The organism is Fluviibacterium sp. S390, from assembly GCF_049800695.1.
Classification (GTDB): domain Bacteria; phylum Pseudomonadota; class Alphaproteobacteria; order Rhodobacterales; family Rhodobacteraceae; genus Meridianimarinicoccus.
In genome coordinates this window covers 20821-40840 of record NZ_JBNAFN010000025.1, presented here as the reverse complement: position 1 = coordinate 40840, position 20020 = coordinate 20821, and the positions used below count along the sequence as shown (strand labels likewise).

Annotated in this window: 15 protein-coding genes; 5 read left to right on the top strand and 10 right to left on the bottom strand. The window is 65.2% G+C overall.

Annotation, left to right across the window (positions count from 1 at the left end):
* The first annotated feature begins 9 nt into the window (after positions 1-9).
* The 3 genes from ACP15K_RS17050 (at position 10) to ACP15K_RS17040 (ending at position 3173) form a co-directional block, all read left to right on the top strand.
* Positions 10-1140: a hypothetical protein gene (locus ACP15K_RS17050; RefSeq protein ID WP_424991086.1), complete on the top strand. Its 1131-nt coding sequence runs from the start codon at positions 10-12 to the stop codon at positions 1138-1140.
* A gap of 44 nt (positions 1141-1184) precedes the next feature.
* Entirely contained in the window at positions 1185-1607 is a 423-nt protein-coding gene (locus ACP15K_RS17045) for a VOC family protein (protein WP_193143382.1), read from the top strand.
* A gap of 228 nt (positions 1608-1835) precedes the next feature.
* Complete coding sequence (locus ACP15K_RS17040; RefSeq protein WP_193143381.1) at positions 1836-3173, top strand: hypothetical protein; 1338 nt, start codon at positions 1836-1838, stop codon at positions 3171-3173.
* 162 nt (positions 3174-3335) lie between these two features.
* Here the strand turns inward: ACP15K_RS17040 and ACP15K_RS17035 are convergent, their stop codons facing one another.
* The 3 genes from ACP15K_RS17035 to ACP15K_RS17025 all read right to left on the bottom strand — a co-directional run bounded on the left by ACP15K_RS17035 (position 3336) and on the right by ACP15K_RS17025 (position 7530).
* Positions 3336-4484, bottom strand: coding sequence for an acyltransferase family protein (locus ACP15K_RS17035; RefSeq protein ID WP_424991085.1), 1149 nt, complete (start codon positions 4482-4484; stop codon positions 3336-3338).
* Between the two features lie 5 nt (positions 4485-4489).
* The gene (locus tag ACP15K_RS17030) at positions 4490-5995 is read right to left on the bottom strand and encodes an O-antigen ligase family protein (protein WP_424991084.1); all 1506 of its coding nucleotides are present in this window, start codon (positions 5993-5995) and stop codon (positions 4490-4492) included.
* A gap of 113 nt (positions 5996-6108) precedes the next feature.
* Positions 6109-7530: a mannose-1-phosphate guanylyltransferase/mannose-6-phosphate isomerase gene (locus ACP15K_RS17025; protein ID WP_424991083.1), complete on the bottom strand. Its 1422-nt coding sequence runs from the start codon at positions 7528-7530 to the stop codon at positions 6109-6111.
* Between the two features lie 414 nt (positions 7531-7944).
* On the opposite strand from ACP15K_RS17025, the gene ACP15K_RS17020 reads away from it, so the two are divergent.
* A complete protein-coding gene (locus ACP15K_RS17020) occupies positions 7945-10479 on the top strand; it encodes a M10 family metallopeptidase C-terminal domain-containing protein (RefSeq protein ID WP_193143377.1) in 2535 nt (844 codons plus the stop codon).
* A gap of 16 nt (positions 10480-10495) precedes the next feature.
* On the opposite strand, the gene ACP15K_RS17015 is transcribed toward ACP15K_RS17020, so the two are convergent.
* The 6 genes from ACP15K_RS17015 to ACP15K_RS16990 form a co-directional block, all read right to left on the bottom strand.
* A complete protein-coding gene (locus tag ACP15K_RS17015) occupies positions 10496-11245 on the bottom strand; it encodes an SGNH/GDSL hydrolase family protein (protein WP_424991082.1) in 750 nt (249 codons plus the stop codon).
* Entirely contained in the window at positions 11242-12552 is a 1311-nt protein-coding gene (locus ACP15K_RS17010; protein ID WP_424991081.1) for a UDP-glucose dehydrogenase family protein, read from the bottom strand. The genes ACP15K_RS17015 and ACP15K_RS17010 overlap by 4 nt, the downstream gene beginning before the upstream one ends.
* Positions 12553-12616: 64 nt before the next feature.
* Positions 12617-13984, bottom strand: coding sequence for a phosphomannomutase (locus tag ACP15K_RS17005; protein ID WP_424991080.1), 1368 nt, complete (start codon positions 13982-13984; stop codon positions 12617-12619).
* 45 nt (positions 13985-14029) lie between these two features.
* The gene (locus tag ACP15K_RS17000) at positions 14030-15115 is read right to left on the bottom strand and encodes a glycosyltransferase family 2 protein (protein WP_193143373.1); all 1086 of its coding nucleotides are present in this window, start codon (positions 15113-15115) and stop codon (positions 14030-14032) included.
* Positions 15116-15343: 228 nt separating this feature from the next.
* On the bottom strand, positions 15344-16315 hold the full coding sequence (locus ACP15K_RS16995) for a hypothetical protein (RefSeq protein ID WP_424991079.1): 972 nt from the start codon (positions 16313-16315) through the stop codon (positions 15344-15346).
* 270 nt (positions 16316-16585) lie between these two features.
* Positions 16586-17065, bottom strand: coding sequence for a hypothetical protein (locus ACP15K_RS16990; RefSeq protein WP_193143371.1), 480 nt, complete (start codon positions 17063-17065; stop codon positions 16586-16588).
* A 207-nt stretch (positions 17066-17272) separates the two neighbouring features.
* Between ACP15K_RS16990 and ACP15K_RS16985 the strand changes: the two genes are divergently transcribed.
* Positions 17273-18214 carry a glycosyltransferase family 2 protein gene (locus ACP15K_RS16985; RefSeq protein ID WP_424991078.1) on the top strand — a complete coding sequence of 314 codons (942 nt, stop codon included), beginning with the start codon at positions 17273-17275 and terminating at the stop codon, positions 18212-18214.
* Between the two features lie 15 nt (positions 18215-18229).
* Here the strand turns inward: ACP15K_RS16985 and ACP15K_RS16980 are convergent, their stop codons facing one another.
* Positions 18230-19942, bottom strand: a complete 1713-nt coding sequence (locus ACP15K_RS16980) for a right-handed parallel beta-helix repeat-containing protein (RefSeq protein WP_424991077.1) — start codon at positions 19940-19942, stop codon at positions 18230-18232.
* Positions 19943-20020: the final 78 nt, after the last annotated feature.

Here is a 20020-nt window from a genome sequence, read left to right as displayed (position 1 = left end):
CAAGGACGCATGGCAGAGACATCCTCCGGCCCGAACAGTTTCGGCCCCGCCGCCGCCAACGCCCGGCAAGCCGGCGACAGAAGCGTCGAGACGCCGGTGACGGACAAGCCCGGCTGGCTCAGCCGGCCGCTGGGGCTGGGCCGCTTCCTGGGGTTGGTGGCGGCGGTGTTCCTGGGCGCCTTCGCCCTGACCCTGGCGCTGCCGCATGATCCCTACATCCGCTACCAGTCCTTCAAGGGCACGATCTTCGACCGGCTGGGCTGGGTCTATGAACGGCTGGCCTATGACGACACCCCGATCGACGTGCTGGTCATCGGCTCGTCGCGGACCGCGCGCGGCGCCAATGTGGAGCAGCTGGAAGCCGCCCTGGCCGAGCGCGGCGTCAGCGCCCATGTGGCCAATGTCTCGATCCCGGCCTCGGGCTTCGACTGGCGGCTGACGGTGCTGCGCGAGGCGCTGAAACATCACCCCGAGATCAAGCTGGTGATCTGGGAACTGGTCGAGGTCTTCCCGCGCGACGGCCACCAGACCTTCGGCGACCTGGCCCGGCCGGGCGAGCTTCTGTCCAGCCCCTGGCTGGTCAACCGCACCCTGCCGGTGAACCTGGCGGCCCTGCCCTACCGGCAGATGGAACTGGCGCTGGCCAGCCTGCTGCCCGAGGCCTTCGGCTATGCGAAGGATTTCGATCCGGCGGGCTATCTCGGCCCCGCCCCCGATCACCGCGGCTTCAACGATCCGGGCTGGAGTGTCGACGCCGAGGCGCGCCAGACCAGCGCCCTGGATCACGCCCTGGCCATCGCCGCCGACAGCGCCCAGCGACGCGAAGAAATCACCTGGCCGGTGCCGGCGATCCCCGACGCGCTGGAATTCGGCGTCTCGCGCGCCTACCTGCGCGACCTCGACAGACTGGCCGAAACCCATGGGTTCGAGACCGCCTTCCTGTTCCTGCCCTTCTATGACGGCTACGGCGACGCCCATGAGGCCGAATGGGTGCAGCAATTCGGCGACTACTGGGCGGCGCGCTTCCTGGCGACGGATCCGGAGAATTACGTGGATGCCGCCCATGGCTCCAGCCTGGGCATCGCCCGCCTGACCCCCTGGCTGGCCGACCGGATCGCCCGCAGCCTGTCCGGGGACTGACCTTTCCCGACCCGACCTTCCCGACCGACCCTGCCGGAGCCCCCATGACCGATCTGCCCATCCTGCCCGCCGCCCCGAAACTGCATCACGTGGGCATCATCCAGCCCGACATGGAGGCCGCCGAGGCCTTCATGGCGCTGTTCAACCACGAAGAAGACTACCGCGGCTACGTCGACGCCTTCGAATGCTGGTGCATCTTCCTGAAGGCCCCCGAAGGCACGGCGGCGGTGGAGTTGGTGGTGCCCACCGGCGGGCCGCTGATGAAGTTCAACCGGGGCGCCGGGGGCTTGCATCACTATGCCTTCGAAACCCCCGACATCCGCGCCGTGCAGGCCGCACTGGCCGAAAAGGACGTGCGGATGCTGGAAGATGAACCGGTGCAGGGCGCGGGCAACTTCCTGTGCAACTTCGTGCACCCGGTCTCGACCCGCGGCGTCATCATCGAATACGTCCAGCCGCTGGGCTGAGGGGGCCGTTGCGGCGCGGGGCGGCATCCTGCGCGAACGACATTCGAGGCGTCTGTCCCACCTGAACCCGCCGGGGAAATCCCCCGCTAGCCTTTGATTTGCCCGACAGCGGTTCTGGACCCTGCAGACAGCCGTTCAACCGGGACCTCGCGACCATCGGGGTTGACGGATGCAGAAATTCTAGTGCCCGATAGTCTTTTATGGACGCTTGGATTTGGAGGTGGTGCGATGCGCTCGTTTGTTGCTGTATTTGCCAGTTTATTGCTCTCTACCGCAACGTTTGCACAGGATGCCAAGCCTGAGTGGGGCACATTCATTGGGGATTTCAAAAAAACAACCCGAGTCGACGGAAAGCGCAAGTCGCAAATGCGCCCGTCTTTCCTCCGCGTCTACGGCGAAGATTGCACAGAGGTTTTCGTCGAAACCGTGACCTACAATGAAGAAATGTGGGCCACGAAACACCCGGAAGACTCCGGATTGACCGCCGCCTTTGTTCTTAAAGAAATAATTGCCAATCATCCGGATATGCCACCCGTCTGCGAGCAAAGCACGATGGTGACGCGTCTTGTCCGCGAAGGGTCTGATGAGGAGCTCTATTTCCATTCCGGTAATCCGATCGATCTTCTTGCCTTCAATGAACTGACCGGCGGTCCGCGACCCGATCCAATTGAGCCGCAGGCCGACTGGGGCGCCATGGCAGGCAAACTGCCCAACACATTTTTCGACAAATCCAGGCAGGTTCGGACCGAGAGGCTGCGCACCTGGGTGCAGACCCATGGTGGCAGTTGCGCAAGCCTGATTGTCGAGACGATACTGCTGGGCGCGGAAATTCGGGACATCGCGGGCAGCGAACCGACGGGAACGGCCGCGCAGAACATCCTAGACATTGCAAGCCAGCGACCCGATCTTCTTCCACCCTGCAGAAGACCGCACATCGTGGCGCGCATCATCTGGGAAGACAACGGCAGGACCCGGTATTGGCTTGGCGATGACGAACTGACAGAAGAACAGTTTGCGGCGCTCGTTTCCTCAGACGGGGCCACCATGGAAGCGGAGGTCTATCGAAATCTGGCGTCGTTGCCCGGCGGTATCGATCCATTCTGGGGCATCTACTACAAGGGAAACTTTGGCGGCCTGGGCACGCGACCGGAAGACCGCACGGCGGGTGATCGGACGGTCGCAGCCCATGCCTATCACGGCATTATGAGGGCCTACTCAAACCAGGTCGATGCGAATGTATCGTGCCTGATTCCCGGCGATGTCAAAACGACTTTTTCGCGGACCAGTCAATCCGACCGTAATGATCCTTCGACAGCCACAACCGATCCCAATGCATTTTCCATATATCATCCGCAGTCGCACGCTCCGATGGTTCGCCGCGCATTTGAAGGAGAAGTTGGTGGCTTGACGCGTGGTTGGGTACGAGATGGCGCACGTATTCTGCAAATATTCGGTTGCCGAAGCGATGAGCTTCAGGTTTTACGCGAAAACCTCCGGCGCTATGTCGAATGGGAAGAACCAATGTCTACTGCAGAGGCAAATGCTCTTCTCGGGTTAAAACAATAGGAGGGACATGAGACAGTTGCGGCACAACCCTTGCCGGGATCCGGTTTGATTTTGACACGTTTATGGCCGCCGTCCCAAAACCGGGCTTTCGCCATTCCGCAGCACCATTTTGGGTATGGCCTCAGATCCGCCATTTTCCACACCGCAGGGTTTTGGCGTGGCTCAGGTCTCGGGCGGCTTGGAGACATCCGCGCCGGTGGCCATGGGCACCGGCACCATGCCCGCTGCCTTCTTGCCGCCGGTCTCCTTGCGCCCTTCCAGCTTGCGCCCGAAGCGCATCATCGGCCCTTCGAAGATCTTGTACGAGATCATCGCCTGCACATGGGTGAGGACCAGCGCCGCCAGGGTCATGATCCAGAACGACGGCGGGGTCGCGAACAATTTGTGCACCACCGCGAACAGCGCGTAGACGTTGAAGTAGTGAAACAGGTAGGTGAAGTAGGAATAGAAGCCGATGTTGGCGATCACCTCGGTCACCGCGTTGGAATACATCCGCCAGCGCCCGCCATCGAACAGCGCGATGCAGAAGCAGGTGCCGAAGGTGGTGAGCGAATACAGGAAGGTGCGGTTCAGCACCGGGGTCTGCTGCACCAGCACCCAGGACAGCAGCGTCAGCCCGCCGAACCCCAGCAGCAGGTATTTCAGCGGCGTCTTGCGCACCATCAGCCAGGCCAGCACCCCGCCGGTGGCGATGGCATCGATCCGGGCCAGCGGGAAATAATGGATCGCCGGGGTGTGGTTGCCGTTGGCGCTTTCCCAGTACAGGTACCAGCGCAGCAGGATCGGCAGGATGCTCACCGCGATCAGGAAGGCGGGCATGCTGCGGCGGCTGAACCAGGTCACCAGCCCGAAGACGATATAGGCGAATTCCTCGACCGACAGCGACCAGGTGATCGTGTAGGGCACCGTGGCCTCGCCCTGGAAGAAGATGATCCAGGCGGTCAGGAAGCTGTAGGGCACCCACATCCGGTCCAGCAGGTGCAGGTCGGTCCGGGTCACGATCATCGCCAGGGCAAACACCGTCACCGCCACGAAATACAGCGGCACGATGCGGAAGAAGCGGCGCAGGAAGAAGGTCTTCAGGAACCCCGGATAGTCGCGGGTCAGCAGGAAGCTGGAGATCAGGTAGCCGCTGAGCGGGAAGAAGATTGCCACCCCCAGCAGCCCGTAGCGGCGCAGGAACAGGGCCACCGTGTCCAGGTCGGCGCGGGGGTATTCCAGCGCCACGTGGAAGCCGATGACCATGATGATCGCCACGGCGCGGATACAGTCCAGCAGGGCGGACCGGTTTTTCAGATGGGGCGGACGCACAACACTCAATCCTCGTTAAGACGCTTGCGGACCGGCTGCGCCGCCCGGGCAGAGCCGGGCCGGGCAGGACGGACACCGCCTGCGGGAACACTTCCCTTGGGAAAACGGGTATAGACGGGGGCCGAGGATCCCGGCCCGGTCCCGGCCCCGCCTCGGGGCGGGGGCGCCGGATCGGCGGCCACCGGCCGGCCACCGCCGCGGCTGCGGGCGGCCCGCGGATCGGCCGCGGCTTGTGGCGCCTCGCCGGCCAGCGGCTGCAACAGGAACACCGAGGAGCCCAGCAGGAACATCACCATGCCCAGCACCTCGTTCCAGATCGTCACCGTGGCCAGGATCAGGAACATGGTGACCAGCAGGAAGGTCACCGCCACGCGGGCGTTATAGGCGTCGGAGCCGGGGATGAACTTGCCGCGCCCGGCGCGGATCATGATCGAGAAATAGACCGCGATCATGGCGAAACTGGCGGGGATGCCATAAAGGATCGCCAGTTGCAGCCAGTAGTTGTCGATGCTGCCCGACATCCAGACCGGGTGGTTCCACCAGTTGTGGCCGATGCCCAGGATCGGATGGTCGGCCACCTGCGCGGTGCCGTATTCCCACAGGGTCCGGCGGATCGAGGCGGTGTTGGAGTTGAAGGCCAGCCGCACCGCGACCGCGTACAGCCCGAAGGTGTCCGAGCCGATCTCGATGATCGCATAGATGATGGCCAGCCCCCACAGCAGGATCGGCCATTGCCTGGGGTGGCCGTCCAGCATCATGAAATAGCCGATCAGCCCGGTCTGGAAGATCGCCGACAGCAGCGGCCCCGAGGACACCGAGGTGAAACAGGCCGCCAGCATCAGCGCCACCGCCGTGCCGCGCGTGACGAAGGAAATCTTGTTGCGCAGCCCGATGAAGAACAGGCTGATCGGCATGGCACAATACAGGCCGAAATGGATCGGGTGACCGAAGACCACCTGCGCCCGGTCCAGCCCGAACCGGCGCGGATAGCCCTTGTCGGTCACATCCGTGACGCTGGAAAACCCCGGCAGCGAGGCGATGAAATCGGGGATCAGGAAGGCCGCGGTGATGGCTTCGTGCACCGCCAGCGGCGCCATGCAGACCACGATGATCCCGAACAGCCGCGCCATCGCCTGCCAGTCGCCCAGGGTGCGGATCGAGGCCCGCCCGATCAGGTAGCCGCCCAGCACCAGCGACATCTGCAGGGTGCCGAAGACCAGCACCACATCGGTGTTGAACAGCGCGATCGACAGGTACATCCAGAAGGAATAGAACAGCATCAGATAGTCGGTCAGGACCACCTTGCCGAACTTGCCCATGAACAGCATCACCAGCAGGACCGGCAGACAGGTCACGAACAGCAGCCGGGTCGGCGCCAGCAGCACCCCGGCCACGTCGAGCCAGATCGGCGAGATCATCGCGATCATCGCCACCAGCGCCAGTTTCGGCACAGGCGGGATCTTCCCCGGCACCATCTGTTCGGGGGGAAAATCCTTGGGTGGCTCCGCCATGGCCGGCCGTCCGGTCGGGCGGGAGCGTGACAGCGCGGCGTCAGACACGGCGCCTCCTTTTCTGGTCCGGCAGGGGGGGCGCGGTCAGCATCCGCGCCGGTTCCCCCCGAGTGTCACGCGCGATTATAAATATCTTCGTAGCGGATGATATCGTCTTCGCCGGTATAGGACCCGGTCTGGACCTCGATCAGGTGCAGATCCACCTTGCCGGGGTTTTCCAGCCGATGCACGGCCCCCAGCGGGATGTAGACCGACTGGTTCTCGGTGACCAGCTTGACCTCGTCATCGATGGTGACCGTGGCCGTGCCCTGCACCACCACCCAGTGTTCGGATCGGTGCACATGGCTTTGCAGCGACAGCTTCTTGCCCGGCGGCACCATGATCTGCTTGACCTGGAAGCGGTCGCCCAGGGCCAGGGTCTCGTACCAGCCCCAGGGGCGGTAGGTGCGCGGCAGGATCTCGGCCTCGTCGGCGCCTTCGGCCTTCAGGGTCTGCACCGCGGTCTTCACCGCCTGCAGGTCGGACATGTCGGCCACCAGCACCGCGTCGCGCATGGCGATCACGGCGATGTCCTTCAGGTTCACCCCCACCACCCGCGGCCCGTCGCTCTCGGAGCGCAGCAGCGTGTCGGCACAGTCGATCTGGGTCACCGCGCCCGAGGTGGCCACGCCGGCGGCGTCCGGGCCCATCTCGCGCCAGACCGCGTCCCAGGCGCCCAGGTCGGACCAGCCGCATTCCACCGGCACCGTGGCCACGGCGGCGGCCTTTTCCATGATCGCATAGTCGATGCTGTCTTCCGGCACGCTGGCGAAAGCGTCTTCGTCCAGCCGCAGGAAGCCCAGGTCCGGGCGCGCCTTTTCCACCGCCGTGCGGCAGGGGGCCATCATTTCGGGGGCCAGGTCCTCGAAGGCGGCGATCAGCGTGTCGACCTTGAACAGGAAGATGCCGGCGTTCCACAGGAAGCGGCCCTCGGCGAACATCGTCTCGGCGCGGTCGGCATCGGGTTTCTCGATGAAGCGGGTGACCGGCATCGCCCTGGGCGTGGCGGTGTCGGTGCTGCCCACCTCAAGATAGCCATAGCCGGTCTCGGCGCGGTCGGGACGGATGCCGAAGGCCACCAGATCGCCCTTTTCCGCCGCCGCCGTCCCGGCTTCGACCGCCTTCAGGAAGGCCGGCACATCGCGGATCACATGGTCCGACGGCGCCACCAGCATCAGGTCATCGCCCTTGTCCTGGCCGGCCAGATACAGTGCCGCCGACAGAATCGCGGGCGCGGTGTTGCGCGCCTCGGGCTCCAGCAGGATGGCGGCCTTTTCAAGACCCACCGCCGAGATCTGCTCGGCGGCCAGGAAACGGAAATCGGCATGGCTCAGCACCACCGGGGCGCCGAAACCGTCGCCCAGATAGCGGCGCAGGCAGGCCTGGAACAGGCTTTCGCGGCCGAAAAGCGGCGTGAATTGCTTGGGATAGGCCTTCCGGGACAGGGGCCAAAGACGGGTCCCGGACCCGCCGCACAGAATTACTGGATGAATCATCACACTGCCTCTACCGAACTGTCAGCACTGCACAAAGTCATAGCCCACAGGGCCGGGCTTGTTAAGCGCGACACATCCTCTGTACGGGAGGCGACTCACGGCTGGCGAGAGGATTTCTCAACCTAAGCGTGTATTTTAATCACCTTTCCCGAAAAGGAAGAGACTCGCAGAGAATAGCGCTTTTTTAGGCAATTTCACGCCGATTCTCCCTTCATGCGGTATCAAACGGCGGCAGTTCCCGTCTGCGTGGAGTCTGTTTGCGTTTTCTTGCAGCGCCGATTCATGGTAACTGCGTCTTAATCTTCGAAGTCATCCCGGGCGCGGCAGTCCTGTCGTCAACCCTTCCCAACGAAGCAAAATGTGGCGTGCGACGCGAGCCAGTCATCGCGTTGTTAAGTGTTTTGGAGAAGTTAGATGTGTGACGTGTGCCTTGATCCGGTCTGTGAAGGTGTGTGCAGTGCTCCCAAGCCAGAGGGCTCCGGCCTTGTGACGGCGGCCAATTCGGTCAACGGGACCGCGACGCTGTCGACCGAACCCGACACGCCCCCGAGCGGGAGCGAGATCCAGGCGCTGCTCAGCCCCGCCGGGCCTTGGAGTATGGCCAGTTTTTCCTATGGGTTTGCCGACAGTGCCGCCGATTACCCCAGTTCCTACTCCGCCTACATGGAGCCGGGCGATTTCCTCAGCTTCAGCGAGGCCGGCAAGGATGTGCTGCGCGATGCCTTCTCGGCCTGGAACGCGGTCTCGGGCCTGAACATGACCGAGACCGGCAACGCCGCGAACGCGGTGATCCGGATCGGCGGATCGAGCGTGCCGGACACCGCCTGGGCCTACAGCCCCGGCACCTATGACGCCAATGGCGACATCTGGTTCGGTCTCGACCAGACCTATTTCGACAAGATGATCTCGCCCACCGCGGTCCCCTATATCGGCAGCTACGAATACCTGGTGTCGCTGCACGAGATCGGCCATTCCGTCGGGCTGAAGCATCCCCACGACAATCCGACCAACATGGATGCCGCCTATGACGGGCTGGAATACACGGTCATGTCCTACCGGTCGTACCTGGGCGGGCCGCGCAGCAGCTATACGGTGGAAAGCTGGGGCTATCCGCAATCGCTGATGATGCTGGATCTGCTGGCGGTGCAGGAACTCTACGGCGCCAATTACGCCACCCTGTCGGGCAGCACCGTCTATACCTTCGACCCCGCCACCGGCGAGATGCTGATCGACGGCGTGTCCCAGGGCACCCCCGGTGCCAACCGCATCTTCCGCACCCTGTGGGATGGCAATGGCACCGACCTGATCGACCTGTCCAACTATACCACCGACCTGGAGATCGACCTGAACCCCGGGCGCGGCCTGGACCTGGACGTGGGCGGGCTGAGCCAGCGCGCGCAGCTGGTGGGCGGCTCCGCCCCGATCTATGCGGCGCGCCATGTCTACATGTCCCTGCTGCACCAGGGCGATACCCGGTCGCTGATCGAGAACGCCACCGGCGGCTCGGGCAATGACCTGCTGATCGGCAACCAGATCGGCAACGTGCTGCGCGGCCGGGGCGGCGACGACTTCCTGACCGGCGGGCTGGGGGCGGACACCCTGGACCTGGGCAATGGCGCCAACACCGTCACCGACAGTCTTGTCGGGCTGGACGGGGACACCGTGAAGGGCTTCGACAGCGACGACACCGTGGTGATCGAAGGCACCGCCCTGGGCGCCAGCCAGATCAGCTATGACGCCACCAGCGGCCTTCTCAGCGTCGATCTGGATGGCGATGGCACCGCCGAGGCCAGCCTGACCTTCACCGGTCTGGCCGCCACCGACAGTTTCGACGTGGCCACCTCGAACGGCAACACCCTGCTGACCCTGACCGGCAGCACGGGCGGCGGCACCGGCGGGGGGACTGGCGGTACCGGCGGCGGCACCGGCGGCACGGGCGGCACGGGCGGCACCGGGGGATCGGGCGGCAACGGCGGCGGCCTGGGCGGCGCCGAGGTGGTCTACCTGTCCAATGCCACCGAGAAGCTGAAAAGCAGCGGCGCGGCGGCGGCGATCATCATCGCCGGCGGCGGCCGCAACGATATCTTCGCGGGCTCGGGGGATGACATCCTGGTGGGCGGCGCCGGCACCGACAGGCTGGAAGGCCGCAACGGCGATGACGTGCTGTTCGGCGGCGCCGGCAAGGACACGCTGACCGGCGGGCGCGGCAATGACCGCTTCCTCTTCACCTCCGATGACGAACTGCATGCCACCAGCACCAAGAAGGACATCATCACCGATTTCACCCAGGGCGAGGACGTCATCGACCTGTCGGGCTTCGGCTTTGCCAGCTTCAGCGACCTCGACCTGCGCAGCGATTCCGCCGGGGTGAAGATCATCGCCTCCAGCAAGCATTTCATCATCGTGCAGGGCCTGAACGTGGCCGATATGACCGCCAATGATTTCGTGCTGACCAACAGCCTGGCGGTGACCCTGCCCGGCGCCCCCAGCTCCACCGACACCGTGCTGGGCAGCACCGACGACCTGCTGCGCGTCACCGACAATGTCACGGCCACGGTCCATGGCGGCGGCGGCAACGATCGGCTGCTGTTCTCCTACGGGGCGCAGGATCTCTATGGCGGCGACGGCAACGACTACATCAGCGGCGGCCGCGACAACGATCTGCTGGACGGCGGCCTGGGCGATGACACGCTGATCGGCGGCCGCGGCTCGGATGTCTTCGTCTTCCAGGACACGCTGGCCCAGGCAGGTGACGTGGATACGATCCGGGATTTCGGGCTGGGCAACAACACGATCCGGCTGGAAGGCGTGGCCCCCACCACCCTGGCCGGGCTGGGCCTGACGCAGAACGGCAGCGATGCCGAGCTGACCCTGTCCAACGGCCAGACCATCGTGCTGCAGGACTTCAACGCCAGCGCGCTCAGCCTTTCGGACTTCGAATTCGTCTGATCCCGGCGGCGGGGGCTCAGCCCCCCGCCCCTGTTCCGGCCCCCGCCCCGCAGGCGGGCTGCCCGGCGGCGGCTCCGATCATCTGTGCCAGCACCGGCACCGCCAGCTGTGCCGTCTTCCCGGGCGCGGGGTGCAGCCCGTCGGGCAGGTCGCGCAGATCCGCCGGAGCGGCCCGCCAGCGCGGGAAAAGATCGGCCAGACCGACCCCCTGTTCGTCGGCCAGATCGCGGTAGATCCCGTAATAGGCCCCAAGCCACGGCCGCTGCAGATGACGCACCACGCCGGTCACCGGGCTCATGGTCATCAGCAGAACCCGCGTGTCCGGCAGATCGCGGGTCAGCGCCGCCAGCAGAGCCGCATGCCGGGCCCGGCTGGTGCGTCGCGACACCCCGTCCAGCAGATCCGCGTCATTGATGGAAAACTCCAGCAGCACCAGGTCGGGGCGCGCCGCGACCACCCGGTCGAGCTGTTCCAGCGCCCAGGCCGAGCCCATGCCGCTTTGCGCCACGCGGGTCATCTGCACCGGATGGCCCAGGCAGGCGGTCAGGGTGTCGGCCAGATCCTCGGGCCAGGACCCGCGGGCGGTCAGGCTGGTGCCGAAAGCCAGGATGCGGGCCGGGCGCGCCGGATCCTCCCAGGGCACCAGCGCCCGGTCGGCAGGCTCCTCGGGCGCGCGCGGCCACAGCAGGGCCGCCAGCCCGGCGGCCAGCGCCAGCGCGACCAGTCCTGCCCCCGCCCTGGCCCCGGCCCCCGCCCCGGCCCTCATGCCGAGGGACGGCCCACCGAAACATAGGCAAAGCCCGCCTCGCGCGCCGCCTCGGGGCTGAAGACATTGCGCAGGTCGGCCAGCCGCGGGGTCGCCATGACCTGTGCCAGACGCGCCAGGTCCAGACCCCGGAACTCGTTCCATTCGGTCAGCAGCACCACCGCCGCGGCATCGCGGGCGGCCTCATAGGGATCGTCGTCCCAGACCACGCCGGGCAACAGACCCGCGCCCTCGCGCTGGCCCTGCGGATCGACCACATGCACCTTGGCACCGCGCCCGATCAGCGCCGGCACGATGGTCAGCGCGGGCGCGTCGCGCATGTCGTCGGTGTTGGGCTTGAAGGTCACCCCCAGCACCGCCACCTTCTGGCCCGCCACGCTGTCGCCGCACAGGTCCAGCACCTTGTCGACCATCGCCCGCTTGGTGGCCTCGTTCACCGCGATCACGGTTTCCACGATGCGCTGCGGGGCGGCATGTTCCTGGCCGATGCGGGCCAGCGCGCTGGTGTCCTTGGGAAAGCACGAGCCGCCATAGCCCGGCCCCGCATGCAGGAACTTGTTGCCGATGCGCCCGTCCATGCCCATGCCCTTGGCCACCGCCTGCACGTCGGCGCCGGTCTTTTCGCACAGCGCCGCGATCTCGTTGATGAAGGTGATCTTCGTGGCCAGAAAGGCATTGGCCGCGTATTTGATCATCTCGGCGCTTTCCAGACCGGTCCAGACGATGGGTGCCTCGCGCAGGGACAGCGGGCGATAGATCTCGGCCATGACCTCCTGGGCGCGCTCGGATTCGACGCCGACGACGATGCGGTCGGGGCGCATGAAATCCTCGATCGCGGCACCTTCGCGCAGGAACTCGGGGTTCGAGACCACGTCGAACTGCGCGCCGGGCACCTCTTCGGCGATGATCCGGGCGACCTCGCGGTTGGTGCCCACCGGCACCGTCGATTTGGTCACCACCACCGTGTAGCCGTCCATGGCATGGGCGATCTCGCGGGCGGCGGCATAGACATAGGTCAGATCCGCATGGCCGTCGCCGCGCCGGGTCGGGGTGCCGACACCGATGAAGACCGCATCGGCCCCCTTCAGCGCGGCGGCCAGATCCAGCGTGAACGACAGCCGCCCGGCGGCCACGTTGCGCGCCAGAAGATCGTCCAGCCCCGGTTCATAGATCGGCACCTGGCCTGCATCCAGCGCGGTGATCTTGGCGGCCTGCTTGTCGACACAGGTGACCGCATGGCCGAAGTCGGAAAAACAGACCCCCGACACAAGCCCCACATAGCCGGTTCCGATCATTGCCAGTTTCATGGGCGGGGCTCCTTTTGCTGTCCGCGCCCGCCGCCGCGACATTCCGAAGGCGGGCGGCGGAACCTTAGGCCGAGGTGATCAGGCTGCGCAACTCATCGACGCGGGCGTCCAGCAGGGCGCGGTCGCCGCGGGTTTCCACGTTCAGGCGCAGCACCGGTTCGGTGTTGGACTTGCGCAGGTTCATCCGCCAGTCGGGAAAGCTCAGGCTCAGCCCGTCCAGCCGGTCGGTATCGGTGGCGAGGGGGCCGAAGCGCGCCTCGATGGCGGCCAGCGCGGCGTCGGGATCGTCCAGCCGGAAGTTGATCTCGCCCGACGAGGGGAAATCGGCGCGCATCTGCGCCACCAGCGACGACAGGCTCTGGCCGGTCATCGCCATGTGCTCGGCCACCTTCAGCCAGGGGATCATGCCGCTGTCGCAATACATGAAGTTGCGGAAGTAGTGATGCGCCGACATCTCGCCGCCATAGACCGCGTCGACCTCGCGCATCCGCGCCTTGATCAGCGCGTGCCCGGTGCGCGACACCACCGCCGTGCCGCCGCCCTGCCCGACCACGTCCAGCGTGTTCCACATCACGCGCGGGTCATGCACGATGCTGGCGCCGGGTTCCGTGGCCAGAAAGGCCGCCGCCAGCAGGCCAACGATATATTCGCCGTCGATGAAGGCCCCGGTTTCGTCGAACAGGAAGCAGCGGTCGAAATCCCCGTCCCAGGCCACCCCGAAATCGGCGCCATGGTCGCGGACCGCCTGCGCCGTCACCGGCTGGTTTTCCGGCAGCAGCGGGTTGGGGATGCCGTTCGGGAAGGTGCCGTCGGGATCGTGGTGCATGCGCACGAAGCTCAGCGGCGCGCCGAGCGCCTCCAGCTTGCCTGCGATGGCATCGAAGGCTGGCCCGGCGACGCCATTGCCGGCATTGACCAGGATCTTCAGCGGCGTCAGGCTGCCCGGGTCGATGAAGGACAGCACCCGGTCAACGAAAGCGGCGCGCGGGTCTTCCAGGCGCAGGCTGCCTGTCGCGGCGACCCGCGCGAAATCCTGGCTGTAGGCCAGGTCGCGGATGTCGTTCAGCCCGTTGTCGCCCGACACCGGGCGCGAGCCTTCGCGCACCATCTTGATGCCGTTGTAATCAATGGGGTTGTGGCTGGCCGTCACCATCAGCCCGCCGCCGGCCTCGTAATGGGTGGTGGCGAAATAGACCTCCTCGGTGCCGCACAGCCCGATGTCGATCACATCCGCCCCGCCGTCGCGCAGCCCGGCGATCAGCGCCGCCTGCAACTCGGCCGAGCTTTCGCGGATGTCGCGGCCGGTGACCACCAGGCCGGGCTGCATCACCTGCGCGAAGGCGCGCCCGATGCGGTGGCAGATGCCGGCATCCAGGTTCACGCCCAGCTGGCCGCGGACGTCATAGCTCTTGAAACAGGTCAGGGTCGACATGGGATCTCTCTTGGATCGGTTTCGGGGGGCGTCCCCCGGACAGGTTTACAGAAGGGCGGTGCGCTTTGGCGCGGCAAAGGCGATCTCGGCGGCCGGCCCGCTCAGCCGGGCGCGCACCGAGGCCGGCGGGGTCAGCCCGAAGGCGGCGGCCAGCACCGCGTGCGCCTCTTCGGGGGCGCGGTGGCGCAGCAGCAGCCGCGCGGCATAGGCCAGCGTATAGGCATAGCCCGTCAGCAGGCTGCGCCTGGGGGCGAAGCGGCGCAGGAACATCATCCGGCCGCGATGCTTGAAATACAGCGAAAACGGCGAGGCCAGACGGCTGAGCGTCGGCGACCCGATCGAGCTGCCGGCGTGGTGATAGATCCGCAGACCCTCGCAGAACAGCAGCGGCCGGTCGCCCCGGCGCATGGCCCAGTCGACCTCTTCGTAATACAGGAAATACTCCTCGCGCATCGGGCCGACCTCTTCATAGAAGGCGCGCGAGGCGATCATGCTGGCGCCCATGATGAAATCCAGCTCTGCCGAGGCTGGCGGCGGGGTGTCGTTGTGCGACAGGCCCAGGTGGATGTTGGCGGTCACGCCGGTGGCCATGTTCACCTTGCCGCCGTCGATCTGGATCATGTCGGAGGGATCCAGATAGGTCACCCGCCCGCCCATCAGCGCGTAATCCCCGGCATTCGGCAGGGTGTCGACCAGCGCCGTCAGGGCCTCGGGCGGCACCACGCTGTCGGGGTTGAGCACCCAGAAATGCTCGATATCGGAAAACTGCGCCAGATAGGCCAGCCCGACGTTCACGCCGCCGGCAAAGCCGCGGTTGGCAGTATTGTGCAACAGGGTCAGCCGGGCCTCGGGATCGGCGGCCAGGTCGGCACCCCCTTCGCGCAGCGCCAGCGGCTTGGCGACAGGGGTCAGATCGAAGGGCAGGTTGACGGGGGCGGCATAGGGGGTTTCGCCCGAAGCCCAGCCGCGCAGCCGCGCCACGGTGTCATCGCCCGAGGCATTGTCCACCAGCGCCACGCGCAGCCGCACCCCCGCAGCCGTTGCCGCCGCCAGCAGGCTTTCGGCGCAATCCACCGCCTCGCCACCGGAATTGAAGGCGACGATCACCACGCCCAGGGGAAAATCACGCATGCTACTCGCCCATATCTCGCGGAGCGCGCCGTCCCCGCCTGCACCATCTAACATATCACGCGGACCTGCAAAACACAGGACAAGCCCAGGTTGCACCTAACAGCAGAGTAACCCTTGGCGGCCAGAGGACGGATTGATGCAGTGAAAAGGGCATTGGCCGCTGGTGCCAATGCCCCCAAGACCGCCGCGCGAAAGACGAGAGGCGGCGGCCGTGCCGCGGGCCGGACCCTAGGCCGGACCGCAGACCTTGCGCCGGACCCGGCCCTGAAAGGCCAGCGCGGCAAGCGATCCCGCCAGCAGCACCAGCGAGGCCGGCAGGGGAACGGGCGCCTCCACGTATTGGGTCCGCACCGTCTGATCCAGATCCGAATACAGACCGGTGGCAAGCGCCCGGCCCGGTTCGTGCCTTGACCAGCGGCTCACCTGGATGGAGGCCCCGGGCGCCAGAGTCAGCGAGATGTTTCCCAGCCCTTTCAGCACCACATTGGTGATGTCGTAATGGCTGGAGGACAGGTTCTGGAAATCATAGGTATAGAGCCAGCCATTCCCCTGCGGGGCCGCACGGCTGTCCACGTTGAAGTCATACACCAGCGGCTGCGAGAACATGTCGAAATAGATGGTGGCGTTTTCGCCGGCATTCCCGGTCTTCGGGCTGCTGATCGACATGGCCTGGGTCTGAAGATCGAAGAAAAAGACCAGACCGCTCACCCGGCGAGCGGGGTTGATATCGATCCGGTCATCCCGCCGGATGTCCTTGTCGCGAAGATGGATGCTGATAGGCACGGAATACCCGTAATTCTGGGTATAGAGCCTGGGATCAATGGCGCGCACGATGGACCAGTCCGGGAAAACCCTTCTGTCCTCCTTGGCCTTGAATGTGCCCGTACGATAACGCCCTAGAATTTGGGGATAGATAGCTGAATACCCAATACCGCCAGAAACATAGGCCTCTGCGGTATTGTCCCCCGGGCCGTCCATGTCTGCCCTGACTGTCAGCTGCGGAATGCTGAGCGACACCTTCAGCGTCGCCGCCGCACCCGGTACGGACAGGCCCGCCAGAACGACCGAAGCCAGGGCAAGGGCGCCGGCGCATCTGCACAGCCGATCCAATGGCGCGCGCCCGGTGCTGTGTTCATTTCCTGCGGTAATTTGCATTGCTGTCCCCCCCTGATCAGATCGTGTGGCATTCAGGCCAGACACGTATTCAGATGTTTACATAATATGTCGAAAAAGTCGTTGATGTGAATCATGGCACCGCCCGCCCCGGCCCGCGCCGTCACATCCCAACAAGATGTTTGCGCAGATCAGGCCGTGGGGGGCGGAGGGCCTCTGACACGGCGCCCCCATGCGCATCCGGAAACGTGTCTGGGGCGCGCTGTGTGGCAGGCGATGCGGATACGGGGAGTTTTTCTGCTCCAGATCGGTAGGTTGCACCGGGGCGTTCGATCACCGGGCAGATCCAGAAAGCGCCTATCTTATTCCCTTGGGCAGGTCCTGATGCAACGCATCCATGTCTCTCAGTCGCTTGGCAAGCTTGATGAAGTCGGCCCAATGAGTGCACTCGTCGCCAACCAGCTTTCCCCCAACGATTGCTTCTTGTGCCAACAGGTTATCGACCCTGTACGCAAACATGCTCGCAAATACCTCTGGGTTGAGTGACTTCTGCCTCATCAGCACTTCACACCGCTCAAGAAGCCCCATGTAGGCATCAACGGCTGCCCAGTCGTCCAGCGTACTAGGGTCTTGATCACCCTTCTGCCAATCACCCGCCGGTCGAAGCTTGATATGAACCGCATCATGCTCCTTGAACATCTTGGTGAGTTCGAGAAGAAACTGACCTTCGGAAATTCGCGCATTCTTCCGAATTTGGATTGCCGCATAGATTAGGCCAATCCCTGCTACCACCACACCAATTATTGTGGCCAATTCAGCTGCTTGAGTGAGCGTCATGTGTCAAGGTTACGAAACCCCGCGGGGCAATACCAGCCTGGCATAGGAGCCTAGAACAGTCGTATTTGTCCCCACCCGGCGTGCAGGGTGGCGCGCGGGGCAAAGGGACCCCACTGCCCCGCTGCCGCCGCCGCATCACCATGACCCTAGGCGCGACCCGCGCAATTTGGCACAAGGGCGGCAGGTTCCGATCCCGAGGTGTTCCCAGTGTCCGAAGTTGTTCCCCCCACTCCTGAAACCGACCCCGCCCCTGAAACCGCCCCCGCTCCACAAACCGACCCCGCCCCGCCACGGCTGGCCGTCATCATCCCCCATTACAACGATCCCGAACGTCTGGGCCGCTGCCTGTCGGCGCTGGCCCCGCAGCTGGCCGCGCACCGGGACGTCGAAGCGGTGGTCGCCGACAACGCCAGCCCCTGCGACCTGGGCCCGTTGCAGGCCGCCCATCCGGGCGTGCGCTTTGTGACCGAGCCCACCAAGGGCGCGGCGGCGGCGCGCAACCGGGGGGTCGCCGAGACCACGGCACCGCTGATCGCCTTTCTGGACAGCGATTGCGTACCCGCCCCCGACTGGCTGGAGACCGCCCTGCGGCTGGCGGGCAAGGCCGGGCTGACCGGCGGGCGGGTGGACACCTTCGATGAAACCCCGCCCCCCCGTTCGGGCGCCGAGGCCTTCGAGACGGTCTTTGCCTTCCACCAGCGCAGCTATGTGCAGGACAAGGGGTTTTCCGTCACCGCCAACCTGCTGACCTCACGCGCGGTCTTCGACGATGTCGGCCCGCTGATCGTCGGGCTGTCGGAAGACATGGACTGGTGCTTCCGCGCCACCGCCAGGGGGCACGATCTGGTCTATGCCGACGAACTGGCGGTCAGCCATCCGACGCGGCAGGACTGGGCGGCGCTGGCCAAGAAATGGAAACGCACCACGCTGGAGGGGTTCCACCTGAACGGCACCAGCCCCGCGGCGCGGGTGAAATGGGCGCTGCGGGCCGGGGTCGTGCTGATCTCAGGGCTGGCGCATCTGCCGAAAGTGCTGGGCTCGGACAAGCTGGCCAGCCCGCTGGAACGCCGCCGCGGCGCGGCCACGCTGCTGCGCCTGCGCGCGGCGCGGGCGGGCTGGATGCTGGGACAGGCGCTGCGCGGCGCCTGAACCGGAAGCCTGAGCTCAGCCCAGGCCCAGGTCGCTCATCAGGATGCCCTGCAGTTCGATGTATTTGTCCACATCGTCATGGATCGTCAGCACCACCCCGGTGTCGGTCGCATTGGCGGCGATATCGACCGTGGCCCCGGCCTGCAGTTCCACCAGGTCGGCAAGGCTGCGCAGGGTGACGCTGGAGCCGTTCGGCGACACGATCATGTTGTTGGACGGATCCAGGTCATCGCTGTAACTGCCGGGCTGGTTGTTCATGATCCGCAACCGGTCGCCATCACTGAAATTCAGATCCATCACCAGATCGTGGGACACCTCGTCGCCGTTCTTGCGGTTGTCGAAGATGAAGGTATCCGCCCCAAGGCCGCCTTCCAGGATATCGTCGCCGCCGGTGTCGGTCAGCTTGTCCTTCCCGGCCAGACCCTGGAAATGGTTCACCGCGTCATGGCTGTAGGCCCGGTCCGTCAGGCTGTCATTCGCCGCGGTGCCGGTGATCAGGATCGCATCCACAAGACCGTCGCCGCCGGTGGGATCGTTGGGATCGGTCCCGCCGCCGCCGCCAGTGTCGGGACCGGGATCGGTGTAGATATAGGGCAGGGTCGCGATCACCTGATCATAGGTGTGCTTCCAGTAATCCACGTCCGTCGGGGTCGGCGACAACAGGGTGTTGCCGCTTTCGGTGACATTCATCGTCGCCATCTCGGTGGCGTTCAGGTTCAGGATCTTGCCGTTGTTGCGCGGCAGCAGGGTGTTGCCGGTGATCTGCACGTTGTCCACGTCCAGCAGCGAGATCCGCGGGTAATCGCTGTAGGTTAGATCCTCGGCATTGGGCAGCAGGATGTTGTTCGAGATCTCCATGTTCACGACATCCGAGATCTTGATGGCATTGGCCGAGGCATTGATGATGGTGTTGCCGGTGATCAGGAAATCCGTGGCCGTCACCCCGGCCTGGGCCTTGTTGAGATGGCCGAAGATCGATTGCGACCGCGCCCCTTCCGGCTGGTAGAAGAAATTGTCCCGGATAGTGATCCCATGCACGCCGGAGGCAGAGTTCACCCCCCAGTACTGGATCATGTCCGGATGATCGCCGTAGTTGCCATCGGGATCGTACCAGGGGTTCAGGTCGTGGAAATAGCTGTTCTCGATCACCATGTTGGTGACATCGTTGAAATTCACCCCCTCGCGGGTGTGATGCAGGTCCAGATCGTCGATGGTCACATTCGTGGCGCCGTTCAGGCGCAGCCCGACGCGCAGGTCGGCCAGTTCGACGCCTTCCATGACCAGCCCGTCCACATTCCGCGCCAGCACGCCGAATTCATAGCCATATCCGGTCAGGGGAATATCCCGCGTTGCCGCGACGCTGTCGGGATCGGTGCCCTCGATCGTATCGGGAATATGGCCCTCGATCAGCATGTCGCGCAGGGTGATGTCGCTGCTGTTGCGCAGTTGCACCCGGCTCCAGCTGTAGTTCGGCGCCAGGGTCGCCGCTTGCAGGTCGATGCCCTCGAAGGTGATGCCGCTGCAATTCTCGATCAGCAGCGATTCGGTCAGCACCGCGCGATCGTTGGGATCGGCCGAAGCGATGGTCAGGCCGGTGGCGAAATCCCGCCCCGTCAGGCTGACCGAGATCGCGTAATCTCCGCCCGCCAGTTCGATCCGATCCCCGTCGGCCGCGGCCTGAAATGCCGCGTCCAGTTCAACGGTATCGGTCACCACGAAAGTCGCCATGGCATTGCACCCCTTCAAAAAACCGCATCGGAAACAGGCCCCACCGCCGGCTCGAATACCACCGGCACACGCATACGG

Excerpts from the sequence above, each read along its gene's own strand:
- ACP15K_RS17050 (WP_424991086.1), top strand. The coding sequence starts at position 10 with ATGGCAGAGACATCCTCCGGCCCGAACAGTTTCGGCCCCGCCGCCGCC.
- ACP15K_RS17045 (WP_193143382.1), top strand. The coding sequence starts at position 1,185 with ATGACCGATCTGCCCATCCTGCCCGCCGCCCCGAAACTGCATCACGTG.
- ACP15K_RS17040 (WP_193143381.1), top strand. The coding sequence starts at position 1,836 with ATGCGCTCGTTTGTTGCTGTATTTGCCAGTTTATTGCTCTCTACCGCA.
- ACP15K_RS17030 (WP_424991084.1), bottom strand. The coding sequence starts at position 5,995 with ATGGCGGAGCCACCCAAGGATTTTCCCCCCGAACAGATGGTGCCGGGG.
- ACP15K_RS17025 (WP_424991083.1), bottom strand. The coding sequence starts at position 7,530 with ATGATTCATCCAGTAATTCTGTGCGGCGGGTCCGGGACCCGTCTTTGG.
- ACP15K_RS17020 (WP_193143377.1), top strand. The coding sequence starts at position 7,945 with ATGTGTGACGTGTGCCTTGATCCGGTCTGTGAAGGTGTGTGCAGTGCT.
- ACP15K_RS17015 (WP_424991082.1), bottom strand. The coding sequence starts at position 11,245 with ATGAGGGCCGGGGCGGGGGCCGGGGCCAGGGCGGGGGCAGGACTGGTC.
- ACP15K_RS17010 (WP_424991081.1), bottom strand. The coding sequence starts at position 12,552 with ATGAAACTGGCAATGATCGGAACCGGCTATGTGGGGCTTGTGTCGGGG.
- ACP15K_RS17005 (WP_424991080.1), bottom strand. The coding sequence starts at position 13,984 with ATGTCGACCCTGACCTGTTTCAAGAGCTATGACGTCCGCGGCCAGCTG.
- ACP15K_RS17000 (WP_193143373.1), bottom strand. The coding sequence starts at position 15,115 with ATGCGTGATTTTCCCCTGGGCGTGGTGATCGTCGCCTTCAATTCCGGT.
- ACP15K_RS16990 (WP_193143371.1), bottom strand. The coding sequence starts at position 17,065 with ATGACGCTCACTCAAGCAGCTGAATTGGCCACAATAATTGGTGTGGTG.
- ACP15K_RS16980 (WP_424991077.1), bottom strand. The coding sequence starts at position 19,942 with ATGGCGACTTTCGTGGTGACCGATACCGTTGAACTGGACGCGGCATTT.